The 17709-nt window shown below is 67.1% G+C and carries 19 protein-coding genes; 9 read left to right on the top strand and 10 right to left on the bottom strand.

What is annotated here, in order from left to right:
- Positions 1–79: 79 nt before the first annotated feature.
- From ACYQOP_RS06450 to ACYQOP_RS06460, 3 genes are all read right to left on the bottom strand, one after another.
- Entirely contained in the window at positions 80–763 is a 684-nt protein-coding gene (locus ACYQOP_RS06450; protein WP_461225219.1) for a uracil-DNA glycosylase, read from the bottom strand.
- Positions 764–765: 2 nt separating this feature from the next.
- On the bottom strand, positions 766–2286 hold the full coding sequence (locus ACYQOP_RS06455; protein WP_461221750.1) for a bifunctional metallophosphatase/5'-nucleotidase: 1521 nt from the start codon (positions 2284–2286) through the stop codon (positions 766–768).
- A 121-nt stretch (positions 2287–2407) separates the two neighbouring features.
- Positions 2408–3361 (bottom strand): class I SAM-dependent methyltransferase, encoded by a 954-nt coding sequence (locus ACYQOP_RS06460; protein WP_056422972.1) that lies wholly within the window; start codon positions 3359–3361, stop codon positions 2408–2410.
- Between the two features lie 129 nt (positions 3362–3490).
- Between ACYQOP_RS06460 and hemH the strand changes: the two genes are divergently transcribed.
- From hemH to hisG, 3 genes are all read left to right on the top strand, one after another.
- On the top strand, positions 3491–4573 hold the full coding sequence (gene hemH / locus ACYQOP_RS06465) for a ferrochelatase (RefSeq protein ID WP_056422969.1): 1083 nt from the start codon (positions 3491–3493) through the stop codon (positions 4571–4573).
- A gap of 108 nt (positions 4574–4681) precedes the next feature.
- Positions 4682–5836, top strand: coding sequence for an ATP phosphoribosyltransferase regulatory subunit (locus ACYQOP_RS06470; protein ID WP_461221751.1), 1155 nt, complete (start codon positions 4682–4684; stop codon positions 5834–5836).
- The gene (gene hisG / locus ACYQOP_RS06475; RefSeq protein WP_461221752.1) at positions 5829–6848 is read left to right on the top strand and encodes an ATP phosphoribosyltransferase; all 1020 of its coding nucleotides are present in this window, start codon (positions 5829–5831) and stop codon (positions 6846–6848) included. Before ACYQOP_RS06470 ends, hisG begins: the two co-directional genes overlap by 8 nt.
- 24 nt (positions 6849–6872) lie before the next feature.
- On the opposite strand, the gene ACYQOP_RS06480 is transcribed toward hisG, so the two are convergent.
- The 4 genes from ACYQOP_RS06480 to hemE are packed head-to-tail and all read right to left on the bottom strand — an operon-like array spanning position 6873 to position 9100.
- Positions 6873–7211: a hypothetical protein gene (locus ACYQOP_RS06480; RefSeq protein WP_461221754.1), complete on the bottom strand. Its 339-nt coding sequence runs from the start codon at positions 7209–7211 to the stop codon at positions 6873–6875.
- Complete coding sequence (locus ACYQOP_RS06485) at positions 7211–7570, bottom strand: lysozyme inhibitor LprI family protein (protein WP_461221755.1); 360 nt, start codon at positions 7568–7570, stop codon at positions 7211–7213. The genes ACYQOP_RS06480 and ACYQOP_RS06485 overlap by 1 nt, the downstream gene beginning before the upstream one ends.
- On the bottom strand, positions 7567–8019 hold the full coding sequence (gene hemJ / locus ACYQOP_RS06490) for a protoporphyrinogen oxidase HemJ (protein WP_461221756.1): 453 nt from the start codon (positions 8017–8019) through the stop codon (positions 7567–7569). Before hemJ ends, ACYQOP_RS06485 begins: the two co-directional genes overlap by 4 nt.
- A 10-nt stretch (positions 8020–8029) precedes the next feature.
- On the bottom strand, positions 8030–9100 hold the full coding sequence (gene hemE / locus ACYQOP_RS06495; RefSeq protein ID WP_461221757.1) for a uroporphyrinogen decarboxylase: 1071 nt from the start codon (positions 9098–9100) through the stop codon (positions 8030–8032).
- Between the two features lie 604 nt (positions 9101–9704).
- On the opposite strand from hemE, the gene ACYQOP_RS06500 reads away from it, so the two are divergent.
- The 6 genes from ACYQOP_RS06500 to ACYQOP_RS06525 all read left to right on the top strand — a co-directional run bounded on the left by ACYQOP_RS06500 (position 9705) and on the right by ACYQOP_RS06525 (position 14828).
- Positions 9705–10535 (top strand): pyruvate, water dikinase regulatory protein, encoded by an 831-nt coding sequence (locus tag ACYQOP_RS06500; RefSeq protein ID WP_056422951.1) that lies wholly within the window; start codon positions 9705–9707, stop codon positions 10533–10535.
- Between the two features lie 20 nt (positions 10536–10555).
- On the top strand, positions 10556–11170 hold the full coding sequence (locus ACYQOP_RS06505; protein ID WP_461221758.1) for a Maf family protein: 615 nt from the start codon (positions 10556–10558) through the stop codon (positions 11168–11170).
- A 26-nt stretch (positions 11171–11196) separates the two neighbouring features.
- Positions 11197–12039 carry a shikimate dehydrogenase gene (locus ACYQOP_RS06510; RefSeq protein ID WP_461221759.1) on the top strand — a complete coding sequence of 281 codons (843 nt, stop codon included), beginning with the start codon at positions 11197–11199 and terminating at the stop codon, positions 12037–12039.
- Positions 12036–12641: a dephospho-CoA kinase gene (coaE, locus tag ACYQOP_RS06515; RefSeq protein WP_461221761.1), complete on the top strand. Its 606-nt coding sequence runs from the start codon at positions 12036–12038 to the stop codon at positions 12639–12641. Before ACYQOP_RS06510 ends, coaE begins: the two co-directional genes overlap by 4 nt.
- 35 nt (positions 12642–12676) lie before the next feature.
- Entirely contained in the window at positions 12677–13402 is a 726-nt protein-coding gene (gene dnaQ, locus ACYQOP_RS06520; protein WP_056423355.1) for a DNA polymerase III subunit epsilon, read from the top strand.
- A 193-nt stretch (positions 13403–13595) separates the two neighbouring features.
- Positions 13596–14828 carry an extracellular catalytic domain type 1 short-chain-length polyhydroxyalkanoate depolymerase gene (locus tag ACYQOP_RS06525; protein WP_461221764.1) on the top strand — a complete coding sequence of 411 codons (1233 nt, stop codon included), beginning with the start codon at positions 13596–13598 and terminating at the stop codon, positions 14826–14828.
- A gap of 7 nt (positions 14829–14835) precedes the next feature.
- Here ACYQOP_RS06525 and panC read toward each other — a convergent pair whose 3' ends face one another.
- The 3 genes from panC to ACYQOP_RS06540 form a co-directional block, all read right to left on the bottom strand.
- Positions 14836–15699: a pantoate--beta-alanine ligase gene (panC, locus tag ACYQOP_RS06530; protein WP_461221766.1), complete on the bottom strand. Its 864-nt coding sequence runs from the start codon at positions 15697–15699 to the stop codon at positions 14836–14838.
- A 93-nt stretch (positions 15700–15792) separates the two neighbouring features.
- Positions 15793–16194: a hypothetical protein gene (locus ACYQOP_RS06535; protein WP_246747816.1), complete on the bottom strand. Its 402-nt coding sequence runs from the start codon at positions 16192–16194 to the stop codon at positions 15793–15795.
- Between the two features lie 111 nt (positions 16195–16305).
- Entirely contained in the window at positions 16306–17559 is a 1254-nt protein-coding gene (locus ACYQOP_RS06540; RefSeq protein ID WP_461221769.1) for a hypothetical protein, read from the bottom strand.
- Positions 17560–17709: the final 150 nt, after the last annotated feature.

A 17709-nucleotide genomic window follows, 5' to 3' on the forward strand; every position in this document is an offset into this window, starting at 1 on the left:
CGGATTCTTACGTTCCGCTTATGCAGCCCATCCGAGATAGACCGCCGGGCCGTCCTGTCAAAGCGACCGTTTCACCGCGTCAAGCGAGCGACCAGTCGATGGGGGAGAGGCCCCGGCTCGCCAGCCAGGCATTGGCCTCGTCGAAGGGCCGCGTGCCCGGGAAATCGCGCAGCCGGTTGAGCGGCGAGGGATGTCCGGTCTCGATCACCCCGCATCGTTCGCGATCGATGAGAGCCGCCCGCGCGCGGGCCTGTGCGCCCCAGAGCAGGAAGATCGCGGGGGTCGAGCGGGCAGAGACCGCCGTCACGGCGTCGTTGGTGAGGGCGGACCAGCCGTAGCGCAGATGCGCGCCGGACTTGCCGGCCTCCACGGTGAGGGCCGAGTTCAGAAGCAGCACGCCCCTTGCGGCCCAGGGCGTGAGATCGCCGCTCGCCGGCGCGCCCGGCAGTTCGGCGAGGATCACCTTGAGAGAGGCCGGAAGCCGGCGGGGACCGACATAGGAGAAGGCGAGGCCGTTGGCATCGCCCGGCGTCGGATAGGGGTCCTGCCCGAGGATCACGGCCTTCACCGTCTCCAGCGGAGTCAGCGTGAGGGCACGGAAGACGGCATCGGGGGAGGGTAGGACCGCCGCCCCCTCGGCGATCCGGCGATCGACCCGCGCGCAGACGGCATCCGCCGCTCCATCGGAAAAGAACGGCAGTGCCAGCCAGGACGAGCCCGAGGCGCGGAACTCGTGGAGGGCCAGGCTCAGCGGGCCGGGCATCGTCACCGGATCACGATCCGGCCGTCCTCGGGAACGGAGAGGGGAGCATGTCGGGCGATATAGGCCATGACTTCGTTGGCCACGAGCTTGCCGTCCGTGGCGCCGATCAGGGTGCGCCCGTCCGCGAGGAGGCCGTAGCCGTTGCCGCCATCGTAGAGGAAGTTGTTGGAAGCCACCGTATAGGTCCGCGTCTCGTCGAGGGGCTGTCCGTCCACGAGGATGGACTGAATCCGGTGTCCCGCATTCGCCCCCGGATCCACCGTGACGACGAGACCCGAGACCTGCGGGAAACGACCCGCCGGGCGGCCGAGATCGGCAAGGGCCGATTCCAGCAGGGTCCGCACCTGTGCGCCCGTCAGCGAGACCAGAACCGTGGTGTTGCCGAAGGGAAGCTCGGTGAGGATGTCGCGCCGGGTCAGCACGGTACCGGCCGGATAGAGCCGGTTGCCGCGAATGCCGCCGCCATTGGTGAGGGCGATCTCCGCCCCCGTCGCCGCCCGGAGCGCATCGCCGACGAGGTTGCCGAAGCTGCCTTCGCGGAGGCGCACGGTCGAGATGCGGCTGTCGAGGGGCGTGCTGATCGTCCCCACCGGCACATCGAGTTCCTTCGCCAGCCGGGCCTCGAGCCGCTGTGTCAGGGCGAGGGTCTCGGGATCGGGGGTGATGTCGGCGGTGTCGTGGATGCGGAAGGTCGGGTGCCAGGACAGAGTCCGGGCCTTGCCCGCCCCCTTCACCGTCACGGCGACGTCGATAGCGGTGACGTAGCGCGCGTCGAAGCTCGATTCCGCCAGCAGGCTGCGCCCGTCATACTGCACGACGAGGTCGTGGTCGTGGCCAGAGAGCAGAATGTCGACGATCCGTGCCGCTACGATGGCCTCGTCGGTGATCCGTGCCGTATGACAGATGCCGACGATGAGCTCGGCCCCTTCGTCGCGAAGGGCCTGGGCCGCCGCGCGCAACGTCTCGATCTCGGGACCGAAGACGAGATCGCCGGATTGCGATTTCTCCGGCGTGCTGGCGAGGGCGATGCCGACGATGCCAACCCGGATCCCGCCGAGCGTCACGATCATCCGGTCGCGGATCCCCTTGAGCGGCTTGCCGTCCGCACCGCGCAGATTGGCTGCGAAGACCGGAAAGGCCGCCTCGCCCATGCGCTGGGCGAAGGTCGTGGGGCCGAAATCGAATTCGTGGTTGCCCGGAACGAAGACATCCGGCGGCGCGATGTTCAGGAGTTCGACGATATGCGCGCCGCGGTCGAACCCCGACATCAGCGAGGGGGACAGGGTGTCGCCGGCATGGGCGTAGAGCATCGGCACGCCGCGCGCCCGCTCGGCCTTCACCACAGCGTTGAGGCGGGCGAAACCGCCACGGCCCTCGACCTCGGACATCAGGTAGATGTCGTTGACGAGGAGGAGCGTGAAGGTCGGTTCGATCGCCCCGGCACGGGCGGGCGCGGCCAAGCCTGCCGCGAGACCGGCCCCGAGACCGAGGCTCAGGGTCTGACGACGGGTAGGACGTGGCATCGCGACAGGTCTCCGAGGGGCCGGGCGGCGGAGTTTCCACCCGAAATCCAGTGTGGACGCGATCGATGAAGCCGATGCAACAACGGGGCACCGGTTCCGGCATCAGGCCGGAACGCCGAACTCAGCGAGAGGCGAAACCGTCGCGCACCGCCTTGGCGTTGCGGCGGATCATTGGCCAGATCCAGGCGCCTGACACCAGATAGGCGGCGGCCGGCATCGGCTTCAGATCGACGGCCAGGCGCTGGGCGAGGCCGGGATTGGCGAGTTCGCCCACCGGGGCGTCGGTCTTCACGTAGACGACCGTCGTGTCCTCGCGCCAATATTCGGGATGGGGGACGAGGCCGGCCCGACGGGCGAGAAGGTCGAAGGTCTCCCGGACGTAGCCGTGGACATGGGCGAAGTGGAAACGCTCGTGCGGCGGCTTGCCGGTGGCGGCCATGTTCGGCACGGCGGCATAGAGCACCCCGTCGGGCTTCAGCCAGCGCGACAGGCGCTCCATCACCACGGCCGGATCGCGCAGGTGCTCGAGCACGTGATGCGTCGAGATCACGTCGAAATGCCCGGGCGGAAAACGCTCGTCGCTGGCATCGTCGAGAACCTCGACCTTGTGGTGCTGGCGGGCATAGGCGGCGTAGTCCCGGCCGGGCTCGATGCCGACCGCCTCGCAGCCCCGGGCGCGGACGGCGGCCAGGAACTCGCCCGAACCCGAACCGAAATCGAGCACCCGGGCACCGGGCTTCAGCTTCGGCGCCAGCAAGTCGGCGCGGAAGGTCGCCTCGCGGGCCGAGCGGTTGAGGTGGTGGCGCGGCGGCCCACCGGCGAAGGCGAGCTGATAATCCGCCCGGTAGGCATGGGCGTAGTAATGCGCCAATTCGTCCGGCGTCGGCATCGGGTCGGTGCGAATCAGCCCGCATTGCGCGCAGGCGATGGATTTCAGGGTCTTCAGCCGCCGGTCGGTCTCCGCCACCGTCACGGTCTCGCCCGATCCGCACAGATTGCAGACCGTCGGCGCCCCCTTATAGGGGTAGCCGGTGAACGGCATGAAGTGGTTGAAGAAGTACCGGGGAGACGGCATGTCGCGCCTTCATTGACGAGATGGTCGCTGGCAGATCTCGTGCTCTAGATAGATATGCCGTCTGGTACAACTGTGCCGGAATGGCGTCATTCAGATAACCGCGCCTCACGTCGGCGCTTCGGAAACCCGATGAACGAACGCGTCGAACCGACGTCCCTCAAGGACATCAAGCCGTTGCAGACCAGCTCCTCCGCGACCGCCAGCCTGCCCTCCGACCATCCGCCCGTGCGCTGGGGCCGGGTCGGCGTGCTTCTGATGAATCTCGGCACGCCGGAGGGCACGAGCTACTGGCCCATGCGCCGCTACCTCAAGGAGTTTCTGTCCGACCGGCGCGTCATCGAGGTGCCGCGTCTGATCTGGTGGCCCATCCTGAACCTCATCATCCTCACGAAGCGCCCCGGTCCGAAGGGTCGCGATTATGCCAGCGTGTGGAACAACGAGCGCAACGAGGGTCCGCTCAAGACCATCACCCGCGGACAGTCCGAGCGGTTGCAGGCGGCGATGGGCGATTCCGTCGTGGTCGACTGGGCGATGCGCTACGGCAAGCCGGAAGTCTCCCTGCGCATCCAGGCGCTCCTCGACCAGGGCTGCGACCGCATCCTGCTGGTACCGCTCTACCCGCAATATGCCGCCGCCACGTCGGCTACCGCCTGCGACCAGGCCTTCAAGGCGCTGATGCAGATGCGCTGGCAGCCGACCGTCCGGGTCTCGGCGCCGTATCACGACGACCCGGTCTATATCGAGGCCATGGCCACCTCGATCCGCGAGGGATTGGCCAAGCTCGATTTCGAGCCGGAGGTGATCCTCACCTCGTTCCACGGCGTGCCGAAGAGCTATCTTCTCAAGGGCGATCCCTACCATTGCCAATGCGTGAAGACCGGGCGGCTGATCCGCGAGGCCCTGGGCTTCTCGACGGAACGGATGCGCACGACCTTCCAGTCGCGCTTCGGCAACGAGGAATGGCTCAAGCCCTATACCGACGAGACCGTGCAGACCCTCGCCAAATCCGGTGTGAAGCGCATGGCCATCGTGGCGCCAGGCTTCACCGCCGACTGCCTCGAGACCCTGGAGGAGCTCGACGGTGAGAACCGCCATTATTTCGAGGACAATGGCGGCGAGCGCTTCGCCTACATCCCCTGTCTCAACGACAGCGACCTCGGGATGAAGGTGATCGAGAACGTGGTCCGCCGCGAATTGCAGGGCTGGATCTGAGACGCCGACACCGCCCGCATGGGAGGTCGGCGGACTTCCCGCTCTGTGGGTGGTCGCCAAGTCCGGATGCTGTTGATAAAGGACGCGGCATCAGGCGGCGGGTGAACCATGACGAGACCGGAGGCAGTCGATCCGATCGACACCGTGCGAGCGGATGAGGGAACGCGGCTCCTCGCGCATTTCTCGCACGGAGGCTACGGCCCGGTGACGCCCGCCGTGCTGCAGCCGGTGGAGCCGTTCCTCGAACTCTCCGGCGAGGATATCCGCCGGCGCATCTTCGTGACGCAGGACGCATCGGGCGCGGAACTGTGCCTGCGGCCGGAATTCACCATTCCGGTCTGCCGCCAGCATCTGGCGCGGGGCGTCGGGACGACCGCCGATTACAGCTATTTCGGCCCGGTCTTCCGGCTCGGCTCCGGCGAGGCGGAGGAGTTCCTCCAGGCGGGCATCGAATCCATCGGCCGCACCGACATCCCGGCGGCGGATGCGGAGGTGCTCGGCCTCGCCCTCGAAGGCCTCGACCTGCTCGGAGCCGGTGAGGTCTCGGTAAGGCTCGGCGACATGGGCGTCATCGACGCGCTGCTCGATGGGCTCAACGTGCCGCCGGCCGCCAAGCGGCGGACGTTGCGAGCGCTGGCAGCCGGCCGTTCCCTGGACGACGTCACCACCGTGGCGACCGTGGAAGACCCGCATGCCGGCCTCCTGGCGGCGATCCAGGGCCAGGATCCGAAGGGCGTGCGCGCCTTCGTCGAGGACGTTCTGTCCATCGCCGGCATCTCCCGCGTGGGCGGACGCAGCGCCGGCGAGATCGCGGAACGCTTCCTCGCCAAGGCCTCGGCCCGAGCCAATGGCGGCGCCGGGCTCAACACTGAGAACCGCGCCATCGTCGAGCGCTACCGCGCCATCTCGGGCGATCCGGATCAGGCCGCCAACTCCATGCGCGAGCTCGCCGCCTCGGCGGGCGTCACTTACGCGCCGCTGGAAGCCGCCCTCTCCTTGTTCGAGGAACGGACCGGCTTCATGGCCGCGCGTGGTCTCGACGTGGAGCGGTTCCGGTTTTCGGGAAGCTTTGCCCGCAACCTCGATTATTATACCGGCTTCATCTTCGAGGTGACGCGAGGGCAAGGCGCCGCCCCCCTCGTCGGCGGCGGCCGCTACGACGGACTGCTCCAGCATCTGGGCAGCCCCACGCCGATCCCGGCGGTGGGCTGCGCCGTTTGGCTGTCCCGTGTCCTCACGTCGGAAGGATCGTCCCGTGGCTGAGACCGTTCCGACTCACCAGGCTTCGCAAAGCCCAGCCGAGGGCCCCCTCGTTCTCGCCGTGCCCTCGAAAGGCCGCCTGCAGGAGAATGCCTCCGCCTTCTTCGCCCGGGCGGGACTGAAGCTCGCGCAAGGCGCTGGCGCGCGCGACTATCGCGGCAAGCTCGTCGGCGTACCGGATGTGGAGGTGCGCTACCTCTCGGCTTCCGAGATCGCCAACCAGCTCGCCAGCGGCAGCGCCCATCTCGGCGTCACCGGGGAGGATCTGATCCGCGAGAGCCTTCCCGACGCGCGAGGACAGGTCGAGTTGCTGACGCCGCTCGGCTTCGGCCAGGCCACGGTCGTCGTCGCGGTGCCGCAGGCCTGGATCGACGTCCGCGCCATGACCGATCTCGACGAGGTCGCGGCCGAACTCCGCATCCGCCACGGGCGCCGCCTGCGCATCGCCACGAAATACGTGAACCTGACCCGGCGCTTCTTCGCCGAGCACGGGGTGGCCGATTACCGCATCGTGGAGAGCCTCGGCGCCACGGAAGGCGCCCCCGCCTCGGGCTCGGCGGAGATCATCGTCGACATCACCACCACGGGGGCGACGCTCGCCGCGAACGCTCTGAAGATCCTCGACGACGGCATCATCCTGCGTTCGGAGGCCAATCTCGTTGCCTCGCTGACGGCGCCCTGGGGCCAGAGCCAGAAGAAGGCATTGCGCACCGTGCTCGGCCGGATCGCGGCGGAGGAGCGCGCGCGCCTCACCCGCGAGATCCGGGCGGCGATGCCGGCCGACGGCGATCTCGATCTCGCTGGGATCAGCGCCCTGCACGATGCCCAGCTGCCCTACGGCATGCCGGAGAACCGAAGCGCCGAGATCGTGCTCCACTGCCCGGTGGACGCCACGTTCGACCTCGTGGACGATCTCGTGAAATCCGGAGCGAGCGCGGTCAGCGTCAGGCGGATCGACTACGCCTTCGGCCCGGACAACCCATTGATCGACCGGCTGCTCACGCGGCTGGGCTGAGGCCCGGCCGACGACGACGACGCCTCAAGGATCGGGCGCTGCGACCCATGCGGCATGATCACATCGTTGGTCCGTATCCGCCCAGGACTGCAACGACGCGTAGATAACGGTTTTAGGCCAGCGTGGGTCGGGCTCTTGCGCCTGTTTCCAGGTCAAGTGAACTTGCGCCACCCGGCCGTCATGCAGCTGAAAAAGGGCGTCGTCCCGATCGTATCGACGGGCTATCAGCGTGATCGCCAGCCCGTAAAAGATGTGCGCCGGTGCGACCTCCTTGCGGAGTTCAGCTTCCCAGCCCTGGCCAAGGGCGGAGACGTCATCCGTTTGCCCTGAATTCACCGACTCCCACGGATCAAGCCATTCCACTACAGCGGCCCCTGCTTGGCGAATTCCGAAAAGACGCCGCGTAGGGTCTTCAGGCGCGCCTCGTAGGCCTTGGTCAGGCAGGCGACGTCCGCTGCGCAGCTGCGCCGTTCCTGCAGCCAAGCCTCTTGGTCGTCGCGCAGCTTGGCGTTTCCGCCCATGGGCAGGAGCCCGCGCAGGATCTCGAACCGGACCGCCATCTCCACGTCGAGATCGTTGAGGGGAAGATGGCCGCAGATCGCCTTTTCGTCGGGTGTCTCCGCCTTCTCGCACGGGAAGCTCGCGGCCTCGGCACCGGATGCGGCCAGCATCATGACAGCGGCAAGGCTCCATGCTCTGTAACGAGGATGCGATGCGATCATGATCCGAATCCCGGCTTGACGATGACGAGGATGACGATGGCCACCATGAGAAGCGTCGGGACCTCGTTGACCATCCGGTAGAAGCGGTGGGGCCGCGCGTTCCGGTCGGCGGCGAAATCCTTGACCATCCGCGAGAACCAGCCGTGGCAGCCGCTCATGGCGAGGACCAGGGCGAACTTCGCCTGCATCCAACCCGACACGTAGAACCCGCTCTGCCAGACGAGGAACAGGCCGAGCAGCCAGGTGACGATCATGGCCGGGTTCATGATCGCCATCATCAGGCGCCGTTCCATGACCTTGAACGTCTCGGACTGGACCGAGGAGGCCGGCCCCTCGGGCAGGGACGCGTGGTAGACGAAAAGGCGCGGCAGGTAGAGCAGCCCCGCCATCCAGGAGATGACGGCGATGACGTGGATCGCCTTGATCCAGGGATAGAGCGTGTCGGCCATGGTCAGGCCGTCAGCGCCGCAATCTGGCGAGCATCTGCTCCACATGCGCGATCGGCGTCTGCGGGGTGATGCCGTGGCCGAGGTTGAAGATGTGCGGCAGCCCCTCCGTCGCCTCGAGCACCCCGTCCACGGCCGCGTCGAGGGCCTCACCGCCCTCGATCAGCGTTTCGGGGTGGATGTTGCCCTGGGTCACGGTGCGGGGCGTGACGGCACCGCGCAGGGCCTTCAGGTCGACGCTCCAATCGACGCCGACGGCGTCCGCCCCGGTCTCCGCCATCACGCGGGCATGGCCTTCCAGGCCCGAGCCCCGGGCGAAGACGATGATCTTCGCGCCCGGCACGCGGGCTCTGACCTCGTCGACGATGCGGGCGATGGGGGCGAAGCTCCAATGTTTCAGGGCATCCGCCGTGTCACCCGGTGCCTGCGGCAGTGAACCCGCATGGGATTCGAAGATCTGGACCGCATCGGCGCCGGCTTCGAGCTGGCGCGACAGGTACTCGATCTGCACCGAGACCAAGCGGTCGATGAGCGCTTCCACCAGGGCGGTCTCGGTATCGGCGAGCGCGCGGGCCGGAGCGAGATCGGGCGTGCCGCGTCCGCCGATCATGTAGCTCGCCACCGTCCAGGGACCGCCGCAGAACCCGAGAAGCGTCGTCTCGGCCGGCAATTCGGAGCGCAGGCGCCGGACGGTCTCGAAGACCGGTTCCAGATGCTGGAAGATGCTCGGATCATCGGCCTGTTTCAGGCGAGCGAACTCGTCCCGGCCATGGACCGGATCGAGACGCGGGCCTTCCCCTTCGACGAAGCGGACATTCTGCCCGAGGGCGTCCGGCACGACGAGGATGTCGGAGAACAGGATCGCCGCGTCGAAGCCGAACCGCCGGATCGGCTGCAGGGTCACCTCGGTGGCGAAGTCCGGATTGTAGCAGAGGTCGAGGAAGGAGCCGGCCCTGGCCCGGACCTCGCGATATTCCGGCAGGTAGCGCCCGGCCTGCCGCATCATCCAGGCGGGAGGGATCCGGGACGGTTTGCCGTCGAGAACCTGAAGCAGCGCACGATCGGTGCCGTCACGTCGAGTCATGCGCGTATCCGCCCGGTCCATCTTGATGGGGGGAGACCCTCCCCCTTGGAACAGAGCTATGACGTCCCGGCCCCTTCTCGGGAAGATCTTTTGCCGAGGGACGTTGTTTTACCGCAGGACGTCCCCGCTTCTCCGATGCCCACTTCCGAAAGCCCTGTTCCCTGCGAGAGCTTCTGGGGTGGCCGAAAATCCCTGTCCCCGTCCCGTCTATCTAATAAGAAAAGAGAGATTCTAGGACTCTGTTTTTTCTTTTAGACGGGGGATGACGGGACCGCGAACTTGTCCACACCCCATCCCCGCGCCACCGCCGTTAACGGGGCTTTAACGGGTTCGCGCTAACTTTCGAGAACGGGAAGTCTAATCAGCGACTTGCGCGCCGTGATGGGTCTCCCGTGCCCGAACCCTCCCTGAATCTCCCAAACCGGGATCGGGACGAGGGTCGTTGGTCTGCATGTTGACGTGAGAGTCGACAACGCGGGGGAAGGTTCCGCCCCCGGCCCGGACAGGGGTGCTTTATCCCCACCTGTCGACTCCGGCCTTCAGGTGTGGTGGATAACCCGGAGATCCCTCGAGCCCGTCCGCCGGCCTGGGATGGGAATTTCCGATGAGTCGCAGCTACTTCCATCTCCATCTCGTGTCGGATTCCACCGGTGAGACTCTCATCAATGTGGGTCGCGCCGCCGCCGCCCAGTATGAAGGCGTCTCGGCCATCGAGCATGTCTATCCGCTGGTGCGATCCTCGGCCCAGCTCGAACGGGTGATTTCCGAGATCGAGGCGGCGCCGGGCCTCGTTCTCTACACGCTCGTCGGGCACGACCTGACCGAGCGTCTGGAAGCGGCCTGTCGCGAGACCGGCTCGCCCTGCCTATCCGTGCTTCAGCCGGTCCACGCCCTGCTCCAATCCTATCTCGGTGCGGAGACGACGGCGCGGCCCGGGGCGCAGCACATGCTGAACGCCGAATATTTCAAGCGCATCGACGCGATGAACTTCACCCTCGCGCATGACGACGGCAACCTGCCCTTCGACATCGACGAGTCCGACGTGATCCTCGTGGGCGTCAGCCGCACCTCGAAGACCCCGACGGCGATCTATCTGGCCAATCGTGGGCTGAAAACCGCGAATTTCCCGCTCGTGCCCGGCATGCCGGTGCCGCCCAATCTCGAGAACGCCCGCAAGCCCCTCGTGGTCGGCCTTCTCGCGTCTCCTGAGCGGATCGTGCAGATTCGTCAGAACCGTCTGCTGAGCCTGAAGGCGGACGACACCTCTCTCTATGTCGATCGCGACGCCGTCGCCGACGAGATCGCCGCCTGCCGCAAACTCTGCAGCCGACATCGCTGGCCGACCATCGACGTCACGAGGCGGTCCATCGAGGAGACCGCCGCCGCGATCCTCGATCTCCATCGCGAGCACCGGCTCAAGTTCATCGTCGCCTGAAACGCGAAGCGAGCACCGTCATGACCCGTCTCTGGCTTCCCGAACGTCCATTGGTTCTTGCCTCCGGCTCGCCGACGCGCAGGCATCTCCTCGAAGCCGCCGGCCTCGACGTGGAGGTCGTGATCCCGAATGTCGACGAGCGCGGCATCGAGGCCGATTCAGGCCCCCTCGCCCCCGCTGATCTCGCCCGCCGGCTGGCCCTGGCCAAGGCACGGGCGGTCGCGGAAAAGGCCCGAGACAGGATCGTCCTGGCCGCGGACCAGGTTCTCGCCTGCGAGGGGGAGGTGTTTCACAAATCCGCCTCCCTCGACGCGGCGAAACATCAGCTGAGCCGGCTATCCAACAGGACGCATTCGCTTCATTCCGCCGCCGCCCTCATCGTACCGGGACGGGAGCCGGACGTGATGCATGACGAGGCCCGTCTGACCATGCGGGATCTGAGCGCGGTCGCCATCGACACCTATCTGGCGATTGCCGGGCATGACCGCGTCACCGGCACGGTGGGGGGATACCAGCTGGAAGGCCTCGGCATCCATCTGTTCGCGGAAATCGAAGGCGCCCATGCCACGATCCTCGGCCTGCCGCTAACCGGATTGCTCGACCGGTTGCGCTGCCATGGCTGCCTTGCCTTCTGATCCCGAACGCCCCGCGAGACCCATTCATGATCAAAGCCTTCGTCGTCGGTCATCCGATCGCCCATTCCCGGTCGCCGATGATCCACGGACACTGGCTCTCGACCCTCGGGCTCGACGGGTCCTACGAGCGGATCGACGTGGCGCCGGAGGATTTCGAGGCCTTCCTGCGCGGCCTGAAGGCTGCCGGGTTCGCCGGCGGAAACGTGACTTTGCCACATAAGGAAGCCGCCTTCGCCGGGGCCGAGGTGCTGACGGCGTCCGCCCGGCGGATCGGCGCGGTCAACACGCTCTCCTTCGACGCGCAGGGACGTCTCGTCGGCGACAACACCGACGCCGTCGGCTTCACCGCCCATCTCGACGAGACCCTTGGGGTGGATTGGCTCCGTGCGGATGCCGGCGATGTCGTGATCCTCGGAGCGGGAGGGGCGGCACGGGCCGTCGTCGCGGGCCTCCTCGACCGGCCGGCGAGCCGCATCCGGGTTGCCAACCGCACGCGCTCGCGGGCCGAGGCCATCGTGGAACTCGATCCGTCCCGCGTGGAGGCCATCGACTGGGACGGGCTCGACGATGCCCTCCGCCGCGCGCGGCTTCTCGTCAACACCACCTCACTCGGCATGACCGGAAAGCCGCCCCTCGACATCGTTCTCGATCGTTTGCCGGCTGAATGTGCCGTCGCCGATATCGTGTACTCGCCCTTGGAGACGCCGCTCCTCGCAGCGGCAGCTGCGCGAGGGCATCGCGTGGTCGACGGGCTCGGCATGCTGCTGCATCAGGCGGTTCCCGGTTTCGAACGCTGGTTCGGGACCCGTCCCGTGGTGACGCCGGAGCTGCGTGCCCTGATCGTCGCCGATCTGGTCGCGAAGCGATGACCCGGGCGTTTATTCTCGGCCTCACCGGCTCCATCGGCATGGGGAAATCGACCACGGCCGCCATGTTCGCCCAGCGCGGCATTCCGATCCACGACGCGGATGCGGCGGTGCGGTGCCTCTACGCGGCGGGTGGAGCCGGCGCCCGCTTCATCGCCGACCTGTTCCCCGACGCCATCGCGGAGGACGGCTCCGTCGACCGCGCGCGCTTGCGGGACCATGTGCTCGGCCGGCCGGATTCTCTCGGCCGGCTGGAAGCCGCGATTCATCCCCTCGTCCGCGCGGAGGAGCAGCGCTTCCTCGACGAGTACGCCGACGCCTCCCTGGTGATCCTCGACATCCCCCTCCTGTTCGAGACCGGCGGGGAGGCGAGATGCGATGCCGTTCTGGTAGTGACGGCGGATCCCGAGATTCAGCGAAAGCGTGTGCTGGCGCGCCCGGGCATGTCCGAGGCGGCTTTTGCCGCGATCCTCGCTAAGCAGATGCCCGATGCCGATAAGCGCGCCCGTGCCGACTTCCTCATCGATACCGGGCTTGGCCTTGCTGGCGCCGAAAATCAGGTCGACGCTCTCATCGAACGGCTCGCCGGCGCAGGCCAAGCCTGACCGACCGCTTCGTTTCTCCTCGAATGGACCGCACCATGCTCCGTGAGATCGTCCTCGACACCGAAACCACCGGTACGGATGCCAAGAACGGGGACCGGCTGATCGAGATCGGCTGCGTCGAACTGATCAACCATATCCAGACGGGGGTGACCTTCCACCGTTACGTCAACCCGACGCGGCCGGTCTCGCAGGGCGCGTTCGGCGTCCACGGTCTCTCCGACGCGTTTCTGGCCGACAAACCCGTCTTTTCGGCGATCGTGGACGATTTCGTCGCCTTCTGCGGCGATTCCCCCCTCGTGATCCACAACGCGCCCTTCGATGTGGGCTTCCTCAACATGGAGTTCGCCCGGCTCGGCGAAGGCGGGCCGCCGCAGATCGACTTGGGGGCGGTGGTCGACACGCTGCAGATGGCGCGGCGCAAGCATACCGGCGCTTCCAACAGCCTCGACGCGCTTTGCGTCCGCTATGGGATCGATACGACGCGGCGCACCAAACACGGTGCGCTTCTCGACGCTCAGATCCTGGCCGAGGTTTATATCGAGCTGCTGGGCGGCAAGCAGACAAGCCTTGGCCTGGCGATGGTCGAGGCCGCCGAACCGATCCAGATCGTTGCCTCCGGCGACGGTCCCGTCGCCACGGGGCCGCGCCGATTGCGCAACCGCTTGAACCCCTTGGACGTTAGCCAGCATGCTGCGTTCGTCTCGTCTCTCAGTGCAAGCCCGATCTGGCGCGACTATGTCAGCGAGAGCGAAGGCGAGTAAATATCGCCTAGGTGCAATGCAATAAAACACATATTGCATTGCAACAGAACCAGCTTACATCTTTGCACAACGAGTCGGCGCGGAGGCGAATCGAGCCCACCGTCGATGCCGGATCAGCTTTTATCCTGCATCGATCAGATCCGCTGGCCGCTCGTCGACACACATGTCCAACACCCAAGAAAGCGATCATGCGATGGCTGATCACCCGAACCGGACACAGGTACGTCTGGCCGATCTCGTCGAAGCCACCAAGCTGACGGGGGCGGGCCGCTTGCAGGAAGCGTCCGATCTCATCCAGCGCGGCCTGTTCGGGAGCCAGGGCGCCAGCCATTCCGGTCAGACAGCGGACGCCGCAACCTCCACGCATTCGGCAGGCGGGATCGCGGAAGGTCTGCACGATCAGTTTCGTGGGGCCCTGGATCAGGTCGCGCGGAAATTCGGCCTGTCGTCGCCATCCGGCGCGGTCGCTCAAGGCGCGAATGCTCCCGCTCCGGCGACGTCCGGCTTCATGGGGTTCGATCCCGCGACGCTGTTCCGGGACGGAAACGTTCCGTCTCTCACCACGGGAGAGGGAACTTTCACCGCGCATTCCTTCGCCAACGAAGCGGGTGCGCGCGACTACAAGCTCTACATTCCCAGCCGTACGGTCACCCATCCTCCCCTGGTCGTGATGCTGCATGGCTGCACCCAGTCACCGGACGATTTCGCTGCCGGAACCGGCATGAACCTCCTTGCCGAGCAGGAAGGGTTCCTCGTCGCCTATCCAGGCCAGAGCACGAGGGACCACGGCCAGCGCTGTTGGAACTGGTATCAGCCCGGCGATCAGGCACGGGGCCTGGGCGAGGCCGAGATCATCGCTGGCCTTACCCGTGAGGTGATGCAAAACCACGATGTCGATCCGCGCAGGGTCTACATCGCTGGCCTCTCCGCCGGTGGCGCGGCCGCTGCCAACGTGGCCCTGGCCTATCCCGATCTCTACGCCGCTGTCGGCGTGCATTCCGGCCTTGCGGCCGGATGCGCCGGCGACGTCTCCTCGGCGCTGACGACGATGCGTCTCGGGCCTTCGGGAGCCGCCGCCACTCTGCAGGGAGGGACGCCCCGCGTTCCGACCATCATGGTTCACGGTGAGAACGACAGCACCGTCCACCCGCGCAATGGCGAGCAGGTCCTGCTCCAGGCCGGCGTCGATGCACTCACGCCTTCCGTCTCGGACGGCGTGAGTCCGGGCGGGCTCTCCTATATTCGCACGCGCTATGCCGACGAGACCGATCGTGTGGTGGTGGAAAGCTGGGTCGTGCGCGGCCTCAACCATGCCTGGTCGGGGGGCGACCCGTCGGGCAGCTACACCGACCGTCGCGGACCCGATGCGTCACGGGCGATGGTCGATTTCTTCATGGCCCACCGCCTCGACCGACCGCGCCAGTGAATCGCTGTTAGACCGCTACGTTGTCGATGAGTCGCGTCGAGCCGAGATAGGCGGCGACCAGAATCCTGGTCGCTCCCGTGGCGTGTTCCACCGGGGCCAGCGTGTCGGCATCGCACACGCTGAGATACTGGATCGTGCTGAACCCGGCCGCGATCAGCCGATCGGTGGAGGCGGAGACGAGGGGGGACGCGGCGTTCCCCGCTCGCAATCCTTCGGCGATGATCGACAGCTCGCGGTGCAGAAGAGGGGCGATCCGTCGCTCCTGTGCATTGAGGTAGCGGTTGCGCGAGGAGAGGGCGAGGCCGTCCTCCTCTCGCAATGTCGGGACGCCGCCGATGGCGACGGGGATGTCGAGGTCACGCACCGCGCGGCGGATGACCTGCAATTGCTGGAAATCCTTCTCGCCGAACAGGGCGGTATCGGGCTGGACCTGGTTGACGAGCTTCGTCACCACCGTGGCGACGCCGGAGAAATGGCCCGGACGAAACGCGCCGCACAATCCCTCGCTGATGCCCGCCACCGTGAGGCTGGTGGAGAAATCCGCCGGGTACATCGTCTCCACGGTGGGAAGGTAGGCGGCATCGACGCCCGCCTCCGACAGCAGCGCAAGATCGGCCTCGGTATCGCGCGGATAGCGCGAGAAATCCTCGCTCGGCCCGAACTGCGTCGGGTTGACGAAGATGCTGACCACGACCCGCTCCCCCAGTTCCCGCGCCCGGGTCACGAGGGAGAGGTGGCCCTGGTGCAGGGCACCCATGGTAGGCACCAAGACGACACGGTCGCCCGCCGCCTTCCAGGCGCGGATGCAGGTCCGCATGGGGTCCACCGTGTCGAACCGGACCGGGGTGACGGGCGAGGCTTGGCTGCTCATCGGGGCTCTTCGGCAGGGCTCTAAGGGATGTCGGGCTGTCCTCCGACTATCCCAACTCGGCGCCGGAAGGCCAGATGCCGCGAGCGCCCGAGGTCAGTTGCAATAGGGTAGGAGGGACCGACCGAAGGGATCGTCCACGCCCAGTGCCGGTTTGAAGCCGTAATAGCTCGGTTTCCCGAGCCCGTAGGTCGATCCGACATAGCTCGGATCGTCCGGCGCGTCGGTGGGGATGGGTACGCTTCTCGGGATACAGGCGACCCGTCGGGGTCTCGCACGCTCCCGTCGCGGCGTGCTGTCCTCGTCCGCGCGCGGGAAGTAACGCGGCGGCGGCTCGGCTCCCGGGACAGGGCGGTTGGCCTCCACGCCGTAGGGGGTGGACCAACGCTCCCGCGCGTCTGCAGCCCGGGCCGGGCCGTCCAAGACGGACGCGACGAAACTTGCCGCGATCAGCACCCTCGCGGCATGGCCTCCTGCTGTCTCGCGCCCTCGGCTCATGTCATCCCGCTGCGTGCTCCCGTCGCCGGAAGCCCTGTCGATGGGCGTTCACCGCCCAACTCCCCGTCCGTGGACGAGGCTCGAAATTCTCAGAACAGGGTGAACGAAAGGTTACCGTCGCAAAGCCCGACCATCGAGATCCGCCAAAGGGTTGACCGGCTCGGCGGAAGGCCTGTCGATCTTGAACGGCTTCGACAGGTTGCCGGCTAACAGAGCCAGGTCCGGTGTCGTTTCCTTGGTTCGGCCATAGAGCGAGGCGTCGAGGGCGGCCAGTGCCTCGGAGATGACTGAAATGGAGCGCCAGAGCCGCGCGAGTTCGGGTTCGCGCTCGAAGACCGGGCCGAGGGCAGCGCGGAAACCCGGCCCATCACCGGCTTCCGCGTGGCGTGCGAGTTCGCGACGCGTCGCACGGTCGAGGCGCAGGGTCCGAGAGCGCCTCGGAACGCCAAAGCCGATGAGGGCGAGGCCGAACCCGAAAGCTCCCACGGCCGCAGCCGCAACGACCATCGGCGAGGCCGGAGCGACGGGTTTGGCGTCCTCGTCCCGGTCGGGCAGGCCGCCGCCGATCTGGCGGGCCGGGATTTCCGCTTCCCGCAAGGTCCGCGAGACGGTGTCGAACCAGGGAATGGTGATCGCATCCAGCGGGACGATCTCGGTGACGGCAGGGCGCACGTCCCATTGATAGGTCGCCCGCGCCACCGGACCAGTCGGGGTGATGATCGTCTCGCGGGTCACGGGGCCGGCGAAGGTGAGGATACCGCGTGTGCGCATGACCGGCCTTGGCGGCAGCCCTTCGGCCACCAGCCCCTGCGCCTCCAGGGTGACGATGCGCCTCGTGGTCTCGCCGATCTTCACCGTTTCGGGATCGGGGCTCCAGGAATCCGTGATCGTGACGTCCCGCGCCGGTAGCCACCACGGCTCCTTTACGTCGGGGCCGCCCACCGGCTTCGTCCAGGTGGCGACGGGCAGCGAGACCGGTACGGAGGGAACGTCCACCACCTTGCGGGTGCCGCCGTCGTTGATGGTGAGGCGGTGGATGAACGGGTCGATGGTGAAGTCGCCCGGATGGTGCGGGAAGATCGCGATGGTGCGGTCGAAGGCCACCGCCACCTGTCCGTCCGGCAGGCGTGTCTTCGACCAGGTGTCCCGGCCGAGCTGGGTCCAGCTGAAATTCGCGAGCGAAGGCTGGACCACTTCCTCCAGCAGGATCGCCTGCCGGTAGACGCCGCGGATATGGAGAAGCACCATTTCCCGCGAGAACGGCGCCGCATTTCCGTTGAGCTCCGGCGTCACCGTCAGTGTGAGGTCGCCGGGGGAAATTTCGGCATGCGCCGGAGCGGCGAGGAATAGGAACGCGCCGAGCACGAGGACGCCACGCCGTCCGTGATCCCTCCCCCCTCTGCGGGGGAGGGTGGCCCGCGAAGCGGGTCGGGAGAGGGGAGCGCCAGTTCCGGAGAGGTCGTCCCCTCTCTCGCCTGCTCCGCAGGCACCCTCCCCCGCAGAGGGGGGAGGGTT

This window comes from Methylobacterium sp. CM6247 (assembly GCF_054817925.1).

Coding starts and splice junctions, on each gene's coding strand:
- ACYQOP_RS06460 (WP_056422972.1), bottom strand. CDS start 3,361: ATGCCGTCTCCCCGGTACTTCTTCAACCACTTCATGCCGTTCACCGGC.
- dnaQ (WP_056423355.1), top strand. CDS start 12,677: ATGCTCCGTGAGATCGTCCTCGACACCGAAACCACCGGTACGGATGCC.
- ACYQOP_RS06505 (WP_461221758.1), top strand. CDS start 10,556: ATGACCCGTCTCTGGCTTCCCGAACGTCCATTGGTTCTTGCCTCCGGC.
- ACYQOP_RS06470 (WP_461221751.1), top strand. CDS start 4,682: ATGACGAGACCGGAGGCAGTCGATCCGATCGACACCGTGCGAGCGGAT.
- coaE (WP_461221761.1), top strand. CDS start 12,036: ATGACCCGGGCGTTTATTCTCGGCCTCACCGGCTCCATCGGCATGGGG.
- panC (WP_461221766.1), bottom strand. CDS start 15,699: ATGAGCAGCCAAGCCTCGCCCGTCACCCCGGTCCGGTTCGACACGGTG.
- ACYQOP_RS06535 (WP_246747816.1), bottom strand. CDS start 16,194: ATGAGCCGAGGGCGCGAGACAGCAGGAGGCCATGCCGCGAGGGTGCTG.
- hemE (WP_461221757.1), bottom strand. CDS start 9,100: ATGACTCGACGTGACGGCACCGATCGTGCGCTGCTTCAGGTTCTCGAC.
- ACYQOP_RS06450 (WP_461225219.1), bottom strand. CDS start 763: ATGCCCGGCCCGCTGAGCCTGGCCCTCCACGAGTTCCGCGCCTCGGGC.
- ACYQOP_RS06485 (WP_461221755.1), bottom strand. CDS start 7,570: ATGATCGCATCGCATCCTCGTTACAGAGCATGGAGCCTTGCCGCTGTC.
- ACYQOP_RS06510 (WP_461221759.1), top strand. CDS start 11,197: ATGATCAAAGCCTTCGTCGTCGGTCATCCGATCGCCCATTCCCGGTCG.
- ACYQOP_RS06455 (WP_461221750.1), bottom strand. CDS start 2,286: ATGCCACGTCCTACCCGTCGTCAGACCCTGAGCCTCGGTCTCGGGGCC.
- ACYQOP_RS06525 (WP_461221764.1), top strand. CDS start 13,596: ATGGCTGATCACCCGAACCGGACACAGGTACGTCTGGCCGATCTCGTC.
- hemJ (WP_461221756.1), bottom strand. CDS start 8,019: ATGGCCGACACGCTCTATCCCTGGATCAAGGCGATCCACGTCATCGCC.
- hemH (WP_056422969.1), top strand. CDS start 3,491: ATGAACGAACGCGTCGAACCGACGTCCCTCAAGGACATCAAGCCGTTG.
- ACYQOP_RS06500 (WP_056422951.1), top strand. CDS start 9,705: ATGAGTCGCAGCTACTTCCATCTCCATCTCGTGTCGGATTCCACCGGT.